Raw genomic sequence first — 16,229 nt, 5'->3', positions numbered from 1 at the left:
TTACTATTACTTTTTGTATCAAATTTATATAGAAATATTATTTTTTTAAAATATTATCTATATTGTTTGATACATCTCCATAATACACAATATCCTCTGCTTTTAATTTATCATTTTGTAATATCTCTGGAATCTCACCAATATCTATATTTTCTCGCATTTTTTGTAATTCTTGCTCACTATATGAATACATCATCTGTGCAGATATTACGCCTTTTAGGCTTTCTACTTGTTTTAGTATTTTTATTTCTTCATCTATGCTAGAAGACTCCATTGTTATTACTATCTTTCCATTATCATCTTTGTAATGCCACTCTACGCTTTCTATATTATTTAACTCTTCACATAGTCTATCAACATCACTAGCCATGCACATTACAACAACACTTGAAACACTAAAATTATCACTAGACATATTAATTCCTTGTTATTATTGAAACTATGTTTATATACGAAATTTCTTATCATATTTGCTCTTTGCCTTATTATAACTAATATCAATAAATTCTAAAAATTCATAAAACTTCTCTTTGTTTGGAGAGTTTATACATATCCAATACAAATAAGCATATATAGGATGAGGCATGATTATATTTAAACATTCAAACTTTATATCACAACCAATTTTTACATATTCTCCTCTCTTAGGTCTAGATGGCTTTTTGCCAAATAATCGTTCGTAACAAATATAATCTATACTACAACTTAACCTATATATACCTTCTCTATTTAATTTAGATATATTGTCATTTGGACCATCAGTTTCTTTAATAGTGCAAAAATAGACACCATTTTTAAAATAATTGTGTGGATTATAAAACAAAGCTTTTTCTCCATAAATTTCTCTTAAAACAATGCCACTATATTTATCTTGCAATATGTTAATTATTTCTTCTATCTGCATTTATTTATCAAGTTTCCAAAATAAAATATCTTTTCCATCTTCTGTGCTAATAATTTTATTATCGCTAACAAAAAAGATAGAGTTTAATACATTAGTATGTCCTTGTAATACCACAATCTCCTTTTTATCCAAAAAAGAAAACACAGCTATATCACTTGATTCGTTTTTCATATATGCGCCATATTTTCCATTTTTGCTAATGCCTACACTATATACCAAAAAATCAGTTTGTATAAAATCATACTCTCTACCTTTGTAGATTCCAGCTTTTCTATCTTGCCCTGCGGTAATTATAATCTCATTATCAGATATTAATGCCCTATATACATTATCCTTATTTGCACCTTCAAAGGTAGTTATTATCTCTCCATTTTTTACATCTCCATAATACACAATACCAGATTCACAAGACAATACATATTTGTCTTTATTTTCGTTTAAAGAAAAGTCAGAAAAACTAGCACTTGATATTTGCTTTTTATATTTAAACTCATCATCTTTTAGACTATAGAGCATAATTTCATTACTAGCTAATGCAATAAAGATTGAATCTTTATTAACAAAAGCAGCCTTTTTTATATTCAAAGCTTCGTGGTTTTTTAGGATATTTTCTATCGCACCATCTTTAATGATAAGAAGATTCTTCCCACCATAATCTCCCTCGCTTAAGACAAGCATGGAATCATAAAATACATCTACAAAAAATACTCTAGGATAAGAATCGCCAAAATAAGTCTTTACCTTAGGGAGTTGCATTAATCTTTTTGATTCTATTTTAAAAAATTCATCATCAAAGAAAATCTCTATTACTTCGCCAAAATCACTACCAACAAGTAGCTTATTCTTCACAACATTTGAGCTTACTAAATTGTTATCTAAACTAACCTTTTTATAAGGTTCTATCGCCAATAAAGATACACAAGCTAACATAACATACATAAAGATTCTAAGCATGTATTTCCTCCAATACTATCGCATTAGTTGGACACACGCTAATGCAAAACCCACACGATACACACTCATTATTTATTTTAGGATAAAACATACCTAAAAACTCTATTGCACCTTTATTTCCCATTTGACTAACACACATATCTTTGCATGTATAACACATAGTTTTATTATATGCTAAACAATTTAGTTCATCTATTTTTACCATAAAGTTAAAGTTGGCTTCACAATCTTCAAGCAAAACACCACTAGGACAAGCACTAGCACACTTACCACACAACAAACAACCATTAACACCAAAGTCAATGTATGAAATCTTTCCGTTATGCTTTAATACTCCAATACCACCAACACTCTGAAGTTCTAGAGCACAAGCACTAATACACTCACCTTGACATGAATTACAACTAGAAAACAATTCTCTATCTTGATTATAAGGAGGTAATGGGACAAAACTCTGCCCCTCTTTACTTCCTTTAAAGATTCCTCTTAAGAATTCTCTCCTACTAGCCACTAATTAACACCTTCATTTAGAACATCTAATAAATTAGATTTTTTATTTGAATCAGCTTCTCTAAAATTAGGCATAAATTTATTACCAACTAAAGGTTGTGCATTAACTTGAGTTGCATGACAAGCAACACAATTAAATCTACTCTCGTCCATAGCACCCTTTAAATCTACATTTTCTCTAAAGCTATAAAAATGTGATTTTGGCATAGGAGTAGCATTTACAGCCTCTGCAATATCTGGCAAATGACATGATGTGCAAGAATTGTTCTCCTTTGTTATAGGTAACATATCATCTAAATTATGTGGAATCATAGGTGGTGCATTTTCAAATGCTCTATCAATTAGAGTAGATTCTCCTGCTGCTTTAAGATTATAATCATAGGCTTTAATTGCAGAATCTTCACTAAAAAGTGAGCTTTTTCGCAAACCAATATCATTATCACTAACACCACCTACACTACAACCAACAAAGATAAGCATAGATAAAAAAATACTAATTTTCATAACTTTCATTACTTCTCCTTTATAATACTAAATTCCAAAGCGTTATCACCGCAAACCTCTATACACCTACCACATAATATGCACTCTCCACTAGTTACTCTTCCGCTATGATGAGTAATTAAGTCTAGAACTTGATTTTCAGGACATATATTTTTGCATTCCATACATTTTGTACAAGATTCTAAATCATACTTAACCCTTAAAATAGAAAATTTAGAAACAAGAGAATAAAAAGCCCCAAGAGGACAAACATGTCCACAAAAACCATGCTTTATAGCTATATCAAACAAAAATACAGACAAAACTATAAAGCCACCAAATCCAATACCAAAGACTAGACCTCTGTGAATATGAGTAATTGGACTAATATTCTCAAAAGCTGGGATACCAAATATAAATGACAGCACTAATGATAAACCAAAAACAACATACCTAGTATTTCTGCTAATCACAAAAAGAGAACCACGAATTTTTAGAGTTTTTCTAACAAAAGACGCAAGATCGCTAATTAGATTCATAGGACACACAAAAGAACAAAATGCTCTGCCAAAAAAGATTCCATAAAACAAAATTATAATAAGACCACCTAGAAGTGAATTTAAGCCAACTATAGCACCGCTAAAGAATAATTGCAAAAGCGCAAAAGGATCACTAAGGGGTATAGTCTCAAACAACAAAGACCCACTTAAATTACCTTGCAAAATCTTAACCCCATAATAGCTACCAAGCATATATAAAGATAAAATCAAGCACTGAATGAATCTTCGTAAAATTAAAAATCTATATTTTCTCATCTAAAACTCCCCATTTAGATAACTCTCTACACCTTTTGTATTTTCTTTTAGATTCTTAGTCTTTGCATCTTTTAGTCTTGCTTCATCGCCACTATCCCAGCCTTTAATATAATTCGTCCCAACTTCTCCTAGCACCATATCTCTAGGCATAACAATAATTGCTGCTTTTTTGGTAATACATGCCTTCTCACACTTACCACAGCCAGTGCATACTTCACTATCAACAACAGGCAGCAAATATGAATGCTTCCCTGTTCTGTCATTTCTTTTATATTCTAGCTTTATTGCCTCACCAATTAATGGACATGCTCTATAACATGCATCACATTGGATTCCCCAATAAGCTACACAATTTTGATTATCAACTATTGCAACACCCATTCTTGCTTTGTTAATATCCAAAGAATCTCCACTCAAAACCAAATTCTTATCCAAAGCATTTGTCGGACATATAGGCACACAAGGTATATCGCTACACATCTCACATGGAATATCCCTAGGTATAAAATAAGGCGTTCCAACAGGAATTTTGCTACCAGCACTAGCCAACTTTAGCGTATCAAATGGACAAGCTTCAACGCAAAGACCACATCTAATGCAATGCCTCAAAAACTCATCTTCATCTAGTGCAGCAGGTGGTCGCAAAATAAACTCATTCGCTCTTGTGCCTGTTAAAAACGCGCCCCAAATAATACCACCCACACTAGCTAAAGCCATTGCTTTTGAGCTTGTAAGCAAGAAATTCCTTCTTTGATTATCCATATTAACTATGCCTTATATATTTTTACCGCACACTTTTTGAAATCTGTCTGCTTAGAAATAGGACAAGTAGCATCTAAACAAACCTTATTTATATATACTTTCTCATCAAACCAAGGCACATAAACAAGCCCCAAAGGTGGTCTATTTCTACCTCTAGTATCAACTCTAGCTTTAACTTTACCTCTTCTTGATTCAACCCATACTGCATCATTTTGCTTTACGCCAAGCTTGTTTGCATCTTCTGGATTCATATAGCACAATGCTTCAGGCACAGCACGATAAAGTTCAGGCACTCTCATAGTCATAGTTCCACTATGCCAATGCTCCAACACCCTACCAGTGCTTAACCAGAATGGATACTCATCATTTGGCATTTCTGGTGGATCCATATAAGGGCGGAAGAATATTTTTGCCTTATTTTTTAGAGAATATTTCTTATCTGTTTTTGGTGAGATTAAATCCCCTCTTGGAAGTTCTTTGCCAAAATCACCATAGAATGCAAATTCTCCATTATTTGCTTTTCTTGCATAGAAATCATATTTGGAGTTGAATCTCCATTGAGTTTCTTTGCCATCTACAACAGGCCATCTTAGTCCTCTAACCCTATGATATGTATCAAAGTCAGCCAAATCATGTCCATGACCTACGCCAAACTTCCTATATTCTTCCCAAAGATATTTCTGAACAAAGAATCCATAACCATTAAACACCTCACCATCACTACCGACCACAGCTCTTTTATCGCCAAAAACTTCAGAGTTTAACTCTTTATCTAGCATTGCATCTTTTGTGCTATATGATAGTGCTTCTTTATTTGCAAACAATACTTCAAACAAAGTAGAATCTTCGCTATATCCCATAGCTTTAGCCTTGTCTAAAACGCTAGGTAATGTTAGTTTGTCATTTACTTTTTTCTCACCCCAAACTTCTTTTAGTGTAAATCTCTTAGAGAATTCCAAAATATGCCAAATATCACTCATAGCATTTCCTTGAGGCAATACTTGTTGCTTCCAATGCTGCGTTCTTCGTTCAGCATTTCCATACGCACCCCACTTTTCATATATCATAGCAGCAGGTAAAATTAAATCAGCAACCTTAGCACTAATCCCAGGATAAGAATCCGATACAACTATAAAGTTATCCATATCTCTTGCAGCACTTATCCAGTGGTTTGCATTTGCGGTATTTTGCCATGGATTATTTACTTGCACCCACGCCCACTTAATTTTCCCATCTTCTAAGTTACGCATAATTTGCATAAAGTGGTCACCAATTTGTGGATTTATTGTTCCGCTAGGTAGTTTCCAAATTTTTTCTGTTATATCTCTATGCTTTTTGTTGCCAACAACCATATCAGCAGGAAGTCTATGTGCAAATGTCCCAACTTCTCTTGCGGTTCCACATGCACTTGGTTGCCCAGTTAGAGAGAATGCTCCACTTCCAGGCTTTGCTTGTTTGCCAAGAAGCATATGAACCATATAGCTTTGCTCATTCACCCAAGTTCCTCTTGTATGCTGATTCATACCCATAGTCCAAAAACTAACTACTTTTCTGTTTTTCTCAATATAATAATTAGCCAAAGCTTGTAATTTTTCTTTAAAAGATTCTAAAGATTCTTTGCTATCACCCTTAGCGATCTTTGCTACAAAATCAAGCGTATAAGGTGCTAGTGCTTTTTTAAACTCATCAAAGCTAATCTCCCAGTGATTCCCAGCTTGTGCATTATGTTTATTTTCCATAACATCGCCAGCTTTTAATCCTAAATATTGAAGAGTTACACCCTCATTCTCACTTAATACTTTTGATTTCTCTTTAGCTGCTATATCAAGCTCTTTTTTATCGTATTTAGCATGTTTTATATCAGTTCTCATACCATAGCCAATATCTGCATATCCTGTAGTAAAGATACAGTTATTCTTTACAAATTTCCAATCAATTGCAGATTCATTGTTATAAACTATCTCTCTTGCAATAAAATTCCAAATAGCCAAATCAGTATGAGGAGCAAAAACAATTTCTATATCTGCTAAATCAGAAGTTCTATTTGAATATGGAGTTAAATTTATAACCTTAACTTTATCGCTATTTGATAGCTTTCTATCAGTTACTCTTGCCCATAGTATAGGGTGCATTTCTGCCATATTTGCTCCCCAAGTAACAATAGTATCTGTTAGCTCAATATCATCATAACAACCAGCTGGCTCATCAATTCCAAATGTCTCCATGAAACCTACAACAGCACTAGCCATACAATGTCTAGCATTTGGATCTATATTATTACTTCTAAATCCACCCTTTATAAGTTTAGCTGCTGCATATCCTTCTTGAATCGTGTATTGACCTGAGCCAAATACACCAATACCAGTTGGTCCAAGCTCATTGTATGCCTCTTTAAACTTCTCTGCCATAATATCAAACGCTCTCTGCCAAGAGACAGGCTGAAATTTACCTTTTTTATCAAACTCTCCACTAGAATTAACACGCAATAGAGGTTGTGTTAATCTATCATCTCCATACATAATCTTTGCATTAAAATAGCCTTTAATACAATTTAGTCCTCTATTTACAGGAGCAGCTGGATCACCTTTTACTGCTACTATTTGCTCATCTTTTGTAGCGACCATTATCCCACAGCCAGTTCCACAGAATCTACATACAGATTTATCCCATTTCCATGTATTTTCAGCTTCTCTAGCTTGTGCCAATGCACTACTTGGCACAGAAATACCAACCGCACTTGCTGCACTTGCAGCAGCTGCTGTTTTTAGAAAATCTCTTCTATTTATTGGCATAAAACCTCCTTATAAAAAATGAAACATAATTATATTTACAACAACACATTTTTGCAATATACAAAATTTTATATATAGTTAAAACAAAATTGTTTTTTAAATTTTATCCTTGACTTTATTTTTTTGTAAAATGCAACGCCAACAATATTTAAATAAAATATTTTATGGGCATACAAAATTATTTATAAGGAGAAGATTTGGTATGAAAAAATCATGTTATCATTGATTTTGCTTGTTCATGCTACAATGGCTATGGAAGTTTGCTCTCTAAAAGTGAAGCCTGAAGCTGGTTTAATGGTTGGCCTAACAAAGGCTGATATTGAAGCAAGTTATGGTAGTGCTTCTGCTAGTGAAAGCGCTAGTGAGAACTTCTATGGTGGATATGGTAGAGTATGGCTTGGTTCTGTTAATTCAAGATTTGTAGTAGCTCCACAAATCAAATATATGAAATATAGCAGTTTTAGCGATGCAAATATTCAATTTGGAGCATTAGTTGGATATAATACTTCATTTGGATTAACCCCTTATGTTGGTGCTAGCTATTCTATATTTATTTGGAGACTTTGACAATACTTACGCTCTAAATGTTGGTGCCAAATTTGACATGCCTATGATTCCTTTTATGACAATAGGTATCGATGCTGGATATACAAAACCTAAAACAACTATTTTAGGCGCAGAAACATCAATGAAAATGATGTCAGTAGTTGCTACAATTAGTGTTATATTCTATTAGAATTTACTAATTTGTCCTATAAAAATATTCATATTACAATTAACCTACAAATTATCACTTCCAATTATTTTTATCCTACAAAACAAGCTATATCTACTTTTACATTATGGCTTATTTACATTTTATAATCTGCTTAAACTTTTTCTCTAGTAATCTAGCAATAAGATTCAAAATTTTTAACTAATTATCAAAAGATTTTAATCATAAAAAATTATATCCATCTTTACTATAAAATTAGATACATAAAGCAACATAAACAAAAAGCCAAAAAAATTATAAAAAGTATTAAATTGGTATTGATAGTAATGTGATTTTGAATTTTGTTTGTTAAGTAGCAAAAGCTACTTAATCATAAATTTTCTTAAAGCTTCTTCTACCTCTATAGGGTTTGATTTTGAGATAAACTCGTTTGCATTTAGTGATCTTGCCATATCTTCATTGCTACTACCACTCATAGATGAATTTACGACGATTGGCAAGTGGGCTGTTTTTGGATTTGCTTTAATTTGCTTAATAACCTCAAATCCACTTGCCTCTGGCATTTCTAAGTCTGTAATTATAATACCTATCTTAGATATATCAGTATTCTCATCAAAGGCATAATCAAGCAACTGCTGTCCATTAGTAAATGTATGATATACAAGCCCAAGCTTTGTTAATATGTGTTGCATTGTTTTAATAACACTTGGAGAATCATCTGCTAATAGCACTTCCTTATCAGTTTCAATCTCCTGTATCCTATTCATCTCATCATTTTTCTCATCTTCAATCCATGGGAATACATCAATTAGCATTTTTTCAATATCAACTACTTGCACCAAACGCCCATCAAAATATCTCGTTCTACTTACAAGTTTTGTATTAAGCCCAGAGTTACCAATACCAGCACTCTGCTCAATATCGGTCCATTTTTTATTTAAGATTCTATCTGCTTCATAGATTCTAACCCCCACTGTCCATTTAGAAAACTCACATATCATAACCACTTCATCATCACCAGGATCCCTAACAATACCATAAGGATCCAAGTTTTTTGTCTTATTTGCAGAATCATAATAAAACCACTTCTTTAAATCTATTAAAGGTATTGTAAGCTCTCTAATCGTTATCAATCCTTCAACCAAAGAACTTCCCTCATGTGCGACAACAGTTATCTCTCCCCTATATTTAACAACTTCACGAATCTTAAAGACATTTACCGCATATAAATCCTTGTCTTTTTCTAATCTAAAACACAGAAGTTGTAACTCATTGTTCCTGTGCAAATTGGTAATTTGATCAACATTTGATAAATTCGACATTATAGAAACCTTAAAGTAGAAATTTTGAAAATTATAACATTATTTTCTACACACTTTTATAATATTCCCTAAAAGTTTCACAAGTTTTAAGCAGATTATCTAGGTTGCCACTATCTATTATTTTTCCATCTTTTAGAAAATAAAGTGTATCAGCTAAAGATAGCGTAGAAGGTCTATGTGCAACTATTATCACAATCTTATATTTTATAATTTGCCTTAGAGATTCTTTAAATCCTTCTTCAGTTTTGTTATCTAATGCACTAGTAGCCTCATCTAATATTAATATTTCTGGATTTTTATATAATGCTCTAGCAATGGCGATTCTCTGTCTTTGACCACCGCTTAGATTCGCACCAAATTCATCTAAATTAGTATAAATTCCATTTGGTAGAGATTCTATATAATCATAAATCATAGCACTCTTTAGAGATTCTATTACTCTATTTTCATCAACAACATCACCATATGCAATATTATTTGCAACACTATCATTAAATATAAAGATTCTTTGAGTTACAACACCTATTTTACTAGTTAGACTTTTATAATCATAACTTTCTATTTTCTTACCATTTATCAGCACTTCACCACTTGTAGGCTCATATAGTCTTAATAAAAGATTCACCAAAGAACTTTTACCACCACCACTACTTCCAACCAATGCGATTGTATCTCCATAATTTAGCTTTAAATTAATGTCCCTTAAAGCCTCTTTATCATCATACTTCAAGCCAACATTGCTAAATTCAACACTAGTCACCTTCTCTAAAATCTCGCTTCCACTTTTAAAGCCACTCTCTCTATTTAGTAGCTCATAGATTCTATCCCCTGCCACAAATGCAACTTGGAACTTCAAATAAAGCCCACTAACACGCTTAATAGGAGTATAAAGCATAAAAAGTGCAGTAACAAATGAAAAAAATGCACCCGTGCTAAGCTCACCATCTATTACCTTGTATCCACCAACAACAATAACAACAGCAACTGCAATAGCACCTATTGTCTCCATTATTGGAGAATACAATTCTGATAATTTAACTGATTTCATAATAGCATTAAAAAGCTCTCTATTACGACTTGCAAATTGCGATATCTCCATTTTATCGCTAGAGCTTATCTTTACAAGTTCTACATTATTAAAAATCTCGACTAACTTAGAAGATAAATCAGCATTTTTTTCTTGAATCTTTTTGGAGAATTTACGCATTTTCTTTGCAATTACAATTATTGGATACAAAACAAGAGGCATAACAACAAGCCCATAAAATGCTAACTCTGGGCTTTGGTAGATTACAACACAAATTAAAGCAACAATAGTAGCAGACTCTCTAAAAGATTCCATAAAATGATTTGACACAGCACCTTGAATTGCATTTATATCATTCATAACACGCGAAATTATCTCACCATTTCGATTAGAATTAAAAAACCCTATCTCAAAGCTAAGAATCTTTGATAGCAAATTATCCTTCAAACGACGAACAATATCATTACCAACAAAGCTCATATAATATGTCTGTATGTATGTGCCAAGTCCTTTTGCAAAATACGCCAAAACAACCAAAAATGGCAGAATCTTTAGCATTGTTTCATCTTTTTTGATAAAAATATCATCTAAAACTGGCTTTACTAAATATGCCGCAGCAGCACTTGCTAGTGCAACTAGTAAAGCACCTATAATTGCATATATAAAACACGCTTTATATTCTTTAATATATGGGAAGAATCTAATAAAAAACTGCTTCAAAATAATATCTCGCTACTAGTCTCTCTTTCCTTATATTTCAAAGGACTTCTATCAGTATAGAGGAATCTCTCGCCATTTATGACCTTATCTCCAACTCCTTCTGGTTTTTTAAACTTCCTAGGCAATCCCGGCTCAAGCTCTAATAATTTTGTAAAAAAATAAGAAAACGCAGGTGCTGGTGCTACACCACCTGTCTCACTATAACCCATAGGAGTATTGTCATCTTTACCATACCATACTATAGCCTCAATGCTTGGTGAGAAACCACAAAACCACGCATCGACATTATCATTTGTAGTCCCTGTTTTACCAGCTACTTCCAAGCCCTCTACTTTAGCTCTCCTACCACTTCCATTGTTTATTACATTTTGTAAAATATCAACTATCAAATAACTCTGCTTAGATTCTGTAAGCTCATGTGTATCGGGTTTAAAATAAGCGACATTGCCATTAATGTCTTCTATTTTGTTCATTAATTGGGGATCAATTACAACACCATAATTTGAAAACACCATAAAATTCCTAGCCATCTCAAGTGGAGAGGCAACAAAGCTACCAAGAGAAATAGTTAAATCCTTTGGCACATTGCTAAAGCCATAATTCAAAATTCCGCTATACATTCTATCAAAACCGACTTCTTCTACTAGGTTGATAGTTGCCAAGTTTAAAGACTTAGTTAAAGATTCCCTAAGAGTTACGAATCCCTTAAGCGAACTAGTATAGTTTTTTGGTTGCCATTTCTTTCTCTCACCATTAACTCTGTATTCATATGTTCTAGCAATATCTGGAATCTCATAATTTTGTCCCAACCCAGAATTAACCGCTGTAAGATATAAATATGGTTTAACACTACTTCCTATTTGTCGCTTACTTTGTGTGGCTCTATTGAAATTGCTTTTTTTATAATCCACACCACCAACTAGTGCCAAAATATTCCCAGTCCCACTCTCTAATACAACAAATGCACCATTTAACTTATCTTGCAGAGTTTCATCTTTTTTATGTCTTGCTAGAATCTGCTCATACCCAAAGTATAGTGCTTCTTCTGCTAATGCTTGGTAATCTAAATCAATATTTAAATATATCTTATATCCACCTTTTTTTAAATCAGATATCCCACTTAGCTGTCTTTGCACCTCATCTACAACATATGGTGCTACATTTTTAGTTAGAGTATCATTATATACAATTGGTTTTTCTGCCATTGATAAATCATACTCATCTTTATCAATCCAGCCTAGCTCATACATTCTTTGCAATACATTATTTGCCCTACCTAATGAGAAATCATAATTTTTAGTAGGATCATAAAAGCTAGGTGCTCTAGGCAAAGAAACTAGCATTGCCATCTCTTTTAAACTAAGCTCGTCCATATCTTTTCTAAAATACCCAATAGAAGCTGTCTTGATTCCATAAAATCCATGCCCAAAATATGTGTGGTTTAAATATCTTTCTAATATCTCTTCTTTACTTAATATGGTTTCTATTTGTAATGCAAGCAACATTTCTTTTATTTTTCTTTCTATTGTTTTATCTCTAGTTAATGCTACATTTTTAATTAATTGTTGCGTTATTGTGCTACCACCTTCAGCATATCTAGCGTTTTTTATATTCTTTATCATGGCCCTAACTATCGCATCTAAATTAACTCCCGGATGCTCAAAAAACAAAGTATCTTCAATAGCCAATAAAGCCTCTATTAACCTTGGTGGAATCTCTTCAAATGAAGCATAGAATCTAAATTCTTCTTCAAACAAATTTGCAACCAATCTATTTTTTTTATCAAATATTTGCGTTGCAATTGGTGGCTTGTAATGTACTATTTTATCTGTATCATCTCGAACTTCAGAATAAAGCTGACTAACAAAAAAAATAATAGTAATTCCAGCAATAATACAAAATGTAACAAAAATTCTAAAAAAATTACTCATATAAAATTTAATTTTCCTTAATTAATTTGTAGCCAAGCCTTGAGTGATTTTTAATTAAATCATAATAAGTCTTTCTCCTTAAGCTATTTATATGCATTCTTAAAGAATCCATAGTCATAGGAGAATCTTTCCAAACTTCTTTATGAAACTCATCATAAGTTACAGGATATCCATTAGCACCAATCAATAACTCTAGTATTTGACGCTCTCTATCGGTTAGCTCATATACTGCATAACCTTTTGAGATAGAATTTTCAAGCCTTTTATACAAACAGCCATTACCCAAATCAACCACTTCATCTTTATGTAATTGCTTATAAAGCCCTAAAAGTAATACATAAAGTTCCTCTAAATCAACCTCTTTTTTAATTAAAGAACAAGCATTTAACTTTATCATTTCTGATATTTTTTGTTCATCGCTATATGCAGTCATAAAAATAACAGGGATTTTTGGGTCTATGCTTCTCATGGCCTTAACCATAGATATGCCATCGATATTGCCCTCCAAATTAACATCAGTAATTACAACATCAATAGCCTCTTTTTTAAAAACCTTCAATCCAAGCTCACCCCTATTGGCTATAAATACTTTTTTGCATTTTCTTTCCAAAGGAAGTTTTAATAAATCAAGTGCCACCACATCATCTTCCACGATTAAAACACTGACATTTTTTAGTGGCTCTAATAAATCAACCAACATTAGATCCCCTCGTATTTTTAATGTAAAATAAGTAGGGATTGTATTAAAATTTATGTAAAAATAAATTTAAAATTATTTACAAGGACATTCCTTACCAAAAACCTTCATAAACTCACAATAAAGGCAACTTACACTTCTTTTTGTGCAGATAACTGGTATATCTTTTTTCTTTGCTTCATTTCTAAATTTTCTCATTGTATTGTGATTTAAAAAATTAGTTAGCATAACTAAACATTCTATGTTTTGTGGCAAATCCTTATGATTCACACTCTCTCTTCTACCATTCCAATGCATAATGCTACTACAACCAAAATTTTTCAATACTGCTTTAATTGGAACAATCTCATCTCCACCGATCACTAGAACTGACATATAATCCTCCAAATTTATAAATTATATATTTTTATAAAATGATAATGGTTATTAACTTAATGATAAATAAAAATCATTCTCAATTTATCTAAATTTGAAAAACTATTTACCAAAATACATTGTGAAATGTTATTTTTTTTATTATAATACTTTTTAAAATACCTTTAAATACTCGCTGTTTCAAGAATTTAGGATTCTTATTTTGCCCACAGACTAACTCTAAGGAGAAGATATGAAAAAATACAAAGAATCAATAAATACAATTTTGGATAGATTGCAACTATCAGTTAAAAAAAACAATCTAAAAAATTCCAAACAAAGAGAAATAATACTAAAGGTAATTTATGAAAATGGTGGTCATCTAAGCCCAGAAGAAATATTTACCCTAGCACGAAAAGTATGCAAAAGTAGTAGCATATCATCTGTGTATAGAATCCTATCTTTCCTTGAAAAAGAAGGTTTTGTAAATTCAATAGAAGTAGATAAAAGTGGCAAAAAATATGAAATAGCAAGTGGATTGCACCATGACCATATAATATGCGTAGAGTGTGGCAGGATAGAAGAGTTCTGCAATGAAGAAATAGAAAAGCTACAAATAGAAGTTACAAACGACCATGAAGCAAAATTAGTAGGACATGATATGCTACTTTATGTAGTGTGCAAATCATGTCTAAAGAATCAAAAGTAGCTAAACTTTAGCCTCTTTTGAAATATCCACTTCCCAAAAAAATTCAATCCAAGACTTAGCCTCTCTTATATAATAGTCAGGCTTAAAGCACGAAGTTTCTTTATAGAATATGCTAGCTGTCTTAATTACTGAATCTGAATTAATTTCTTTTAGTATCTTAAATACCTTTTGCATACTAAGACCACTATCAACTATTTCATCAACTAGCAATATCTTATCTATCCCGCTTATCTCTGGTATATGCGATACTTCTAAACTTTGCTTTGTTTTATTTGTATAAGAGGTAACATTTATCGTATATACTTTCCTTATATCAAGTGCGATTCCTAGAAAATGTGCTATAGTAAGCCCGCCACGAGATATAGCAACAATTGCTTCAGGTTGAAAGTCTATATTTTCTAGTAGCCTTTTAATATCATCTCTAAACTCATCATAACTATAATATTGCATTTATTTCCTCCCTAGAATATGTATGTATCTCATTATACAAGCTATCTCTCTCAACAGGTATAAAACCACTATCGCATATAAATGACACAAGCTCTCTTTTGGAGATTCCATTTAAGCTTTTGCTCCCGCTTGCACTCTGTATGGATTCTCTTTGAATAGTTCCATCTATATCATCAGCACCAAACTCTTGTGCTAGTAGTGCCATATTTATACCCAATGTAGCCCAATAAGCCTTAATATGAGGTATATTTGATAAAATGATTCTAGAAATTGAAATTGTCTTTAAAATTTCCTGCCCAGTTGGAAACTCTTTAACATTCAAAAAATTATTATGCTTTTGATACACAAGAGGTATAAAAGCATTAAAACCACCGCTTTTTTCTTGTTGAGCATAAAGTCTAAATAAATGGTCGATTCTATGTTCTCTAGATTCAACATGACCAAATAGCATTGTGGCATTTGATTTCTTTCCCAAAGAGTGCCAATATCCATGAATCTCTAGCCAAGTCTTTGAATCCACCTTACCTTTACAAACATATTCTCTAACTTGTTCATCAAATATCTCTGCCCCTCCTCCCGGCATTGAATCAACACCATTTTCTGCCATTTTTTCTAACACTTTTTTATAAGATATATTTTCTAAATTTGCTAGATAATTTACTTCTGCTGCTGTTAGTGCTTTTAGATGTATTTGTGGGAATCTATTTTTTAACTCTAAAAATACATCACAATACCAAGCAAGATTCAGCTTTGGATTATGTGCTCCTACTATATGAAGTTCTAATGCACCATTATTAATCGAATCTTCTGCTTCTTTTAGCACTTCTTCTTTATTTCTCGTGTATGGATTTGGATTCTTTCTATGAGATGAAAATCCACAAAACCTACAAAAATCAACACATTCATTCGTAGGATTTATATGTCTATTGGAGTTAAAAAACACCTTTTTATCAAAATACTTTTCTCTAATTTCATTTGCCATGTTTCCTAAAGTATAAATATCCAAGTCATATAATTTTAATGCTTCTTCAAAATTAATCATAAATTAAACCTTATAATTTTTAAAATCCTAAATTATACATAA

At 32.1% G+C, this 16,229-nt stretch carries 18 protein-coding genes; 3 read left to right on the top strand and 15 right to left on the bottom strand.

The features are described from left to right. Positions 1-37: 37 nt before the first annotated feature. From PF021_RS02410 to napA, 8 genes are read right to left on the bottom strand one after another with little or no spacing between them, the layout of a single operon-like run. Positions 38-415, bottom strand: coding sequence for a chaperone NapD (locus PF021_RS02410; RefSeq protein ID WP_271020807.1), 378 nt, complete (start codon positions 413-415; stop codon positions 38-40). 30 nt (positions 416-445) lie between these two features. Next, positions 446-904: a DUF6194 family protein gene (locus PF021_RS02405; RefSeq protein ID WP_271020806.1), complete on the bottom strand. Its 459-nt coding sequence runs from the start codon at positions 902-904 to the stop codon at positions 446-448. Continuing rightward, positions 905-1,858, bottom strand: a complete 954-nt coding sequence (locus PF021_RS02400) for a WD40 repeat domain-containing protein (protein ID WP_271020805.1) — start codon at positions 1,856-1,858, stop codon at positions 905-907. It abuts the gene before it with no gap. Then, the gene (locus PF021_RS02395; protein WP_271020804.1) at positions 1,851-2,369 is read right to left on the bottom strand and encodes a 4Fe-4S dicluster domain-containing protein; all 519 of its coding nucleotides are present in this window, start codon (positions 2,367-2,369) and stop codon (positions 1,851-1,853) included. Before PF021_RS02395 ends, PF021_RS02400 begins: the two co-directional genes overlap by 8 nt. Then, positions 2,369-2,881, bottom strand: a complete 513-nt coding sequence (locus PF021_RS02390; RefSeq protein ID WP_271020803.1) for a nitrate reductase cytochrome c-type subunit — start codon at positions 2,879-2,881, stop codon at positions 2,369-2,371. The genes PF021_RS02395 and PF021_RS02390 overlap by 1 nt, the downstream gene beginning before the upstream one ends. Continuing rightward, positions 2,881-3,666 carry a quinol dehydrogenase ferredoxin subunit NapH gene (gene napH / locus PF021_RS02385; RefSeq protein ID WP_271020802.1) on the bottom strand — a complete coding sequence of 262 codons (786 nt, stop codon included), beginning with the start codon at positions 3,664-3,666 and terminating at the stop codon, positions 2,881-2,883. The genes PF021_RS02390 and napH overlap by 1 nt, the downstream gene beginning before the upstream one ends. After that, positions 3,667-4,428 (bottom strand): ferredoxin-type protein NapG, encoded by a 762-nt coding sequence (gene napG, locus PF021_RS02380; RefSeq protein WP_271020801.1) that lies wholly within the window; start codon positions 4,426-4,428, stop codon positions 3,667-3,669. Between the two features lie 5 nt (positions 4,429-4,433). Then, on the bottom strand, positions 4,434-7,214 hold the full coding sequence (gene napA, locus PF021_RS02375) for a nitrate reductase catalytic subunit NapA (protein ID WP_271020995.1): 2,781 nt from the start codon (positions 7,212-7,214) through the stop codon (positions 4,434-4,436). A gap of 219 nt (positions 7,215-7,433) precedes the next feature. On the opposite strand from napA, the gene PF021_RS02370 reads away from it, so the two are divergent. Together PF021_RS02370 and PF021_RS02365 are read left to right on the top strand one after the other, a co-directional pair. Continuing rightward, positions 7,434-7,787, top strand: coding sequence for a hypothetical protein (locus PF021_RS02370; RefSeq protein ID WP_271020800.1), 354 nt, complete (start codon positions 7,434-7,436; stop codon positions 7,785-7,787). After that, complete coding sequence (locus tag PF021_RS02365; RefSeq protein WP_271020799.1) at positions 7,747-7,956, top strand: hypothetical protein; 210 nt, start codon at positions 7,747-7,749, stop codon at positions 7,954-7,956. The genes PF021_RS02370 and PF021_RS02365 overlap by 41 nt, the downstream gene beginning before the upstream one ends. A 341-nt stretch (positions 7,957-8,297) precedes the next feature. Here the strand turns inward: PF021_RS02365 and PF021_RS02360 are convergent, their stop codons facing one another. The 5 genes from PF021_RS02360 to PF021_RS02340 all read right to left on the bottom strand — a co-directional run bounded on the left by PF021_RS02360 (position 8,298) and on the right by PF021_RS02340 (position 14,007). Beyond that, positions 8,298-9,257: a chemotaxis protein gene (locus PF021_RS02360; RefSeq protein WP_271020798.1), complete on the bottom strand. Its 960-nt coding sequence runs from the start codon at positions 9,255-9,257 to the stop codon at positions 8,298-8,300. 46 nt (positions 9,258-9,303) lie between these two features. Beyond that, positions 9,304-11,004, bottom strand: a complete 1,701-nt coding sequence (locus tag PF021_RS02355) for an ABC transporter ATP-binding protein (protein ID WP_271020797.1) — start codon at positions 11,002-11,004, stop codon at positions 9,304-9,306. Next, positions 11,001-12,935 (bottom strand): transglycosylase domain-containing protein, encoded by a 1,935-nt coding sequence (locus PF021_RS02350; RefSeq protein ID WP_271020796.1) that lies wholly within the window; start codon positions 12,933-12,935, stop codon positions 11,001-11,003. The genes PF021_RS02355 and PF021_RS02350 overlap by 4 nt, the downstream gene beginning before the upstream one ends. A gap of 7 nt (positions 12,936-12,942) precedes the next feature. Continuing rightward, positions 12,943-13,635 carry a response regulator transcription factor gene (locus PF021_RS02345; protein ID WP_271020795.1) on the bottom strand — a complete coding sequence of 231 codons (693 nt, stop codon included), beginning with the start codon at positions 13,633-13,635 and terminating at the stop codon, positions 12,943-12,945. Between the two features lie 72 nt (positions 13,636-13,707). Then, on the bottom strand, positions 13,708-14,007 hold the full coding sequence (locus PF021_RS02340; RefSeq protein ID WP_271020794.1) for a DUF2325 domain-containing protein: 300 nt from the start codon (positions 14,005-14,007) through the stop codon (positions 13,708-13,710). A 232-nt stretch (positions 14,008-14,239) separates the two neighbouring features. Here PF021_RS02340 and fur point away from each other — a divergent pair, with 232 nt between their 5' ends. Further along, positions 14,240-14,695, top strand: a complete 456-nt coding sequence (fur, locus tag PF021_RS02335; RefSeq protein ID WP_271020793.1) for a ferric iron uptake transcriptional regulator — start codon at positions 14,240-14,242, stop codon at positions 14,693-14,695. Here fur and PF021_RS02330 read toward each other — a convergent pair whose 3' ends face one another. Then, a complete protein-coding gene (locus tag PF021_RS02330) occupies positions 14,696-15,145 on the bottom strand; it encodes a phosphoribosyltransferase (protein WP_271020792.1) in 450 nt (149 codons plus the stop codon). It abuts the gene before it with no gap. Continuing rightward, positions 15,132-16,187: an aminofutalosine synthase MqnE gene (mqnE, locus tag PF021_RS02325; protein ID WP_271020791.1), complete on the bottom strand. Its 1,056-nt coding sequence runs from the start codon at positions 16,185-16,187 to the stop codon at positions 15,132-15,134. The genes PF021_RS02330 and mqnE overlap by 14 nt, the downstream gene beginning before the upstream one ends. Positions 16,188-16,229: the final 42 nt, after the last annotated feature.

It is taken from the genome of Helicobacter ibis (assembly GCF_027859255.1).
In the GTDB taxonomy this organism is placed as follows: Bacteria; Campylobacterota; Campylobacteria; order Campylobacterales; family Helicobacteraceae; genus Helicobacter_D; species Helicobacter_D ibis.
Note: the sequence above shows the minus strand (reverse complement) of the source record. Positions and strands in the feature narration are given on the sequence as shown.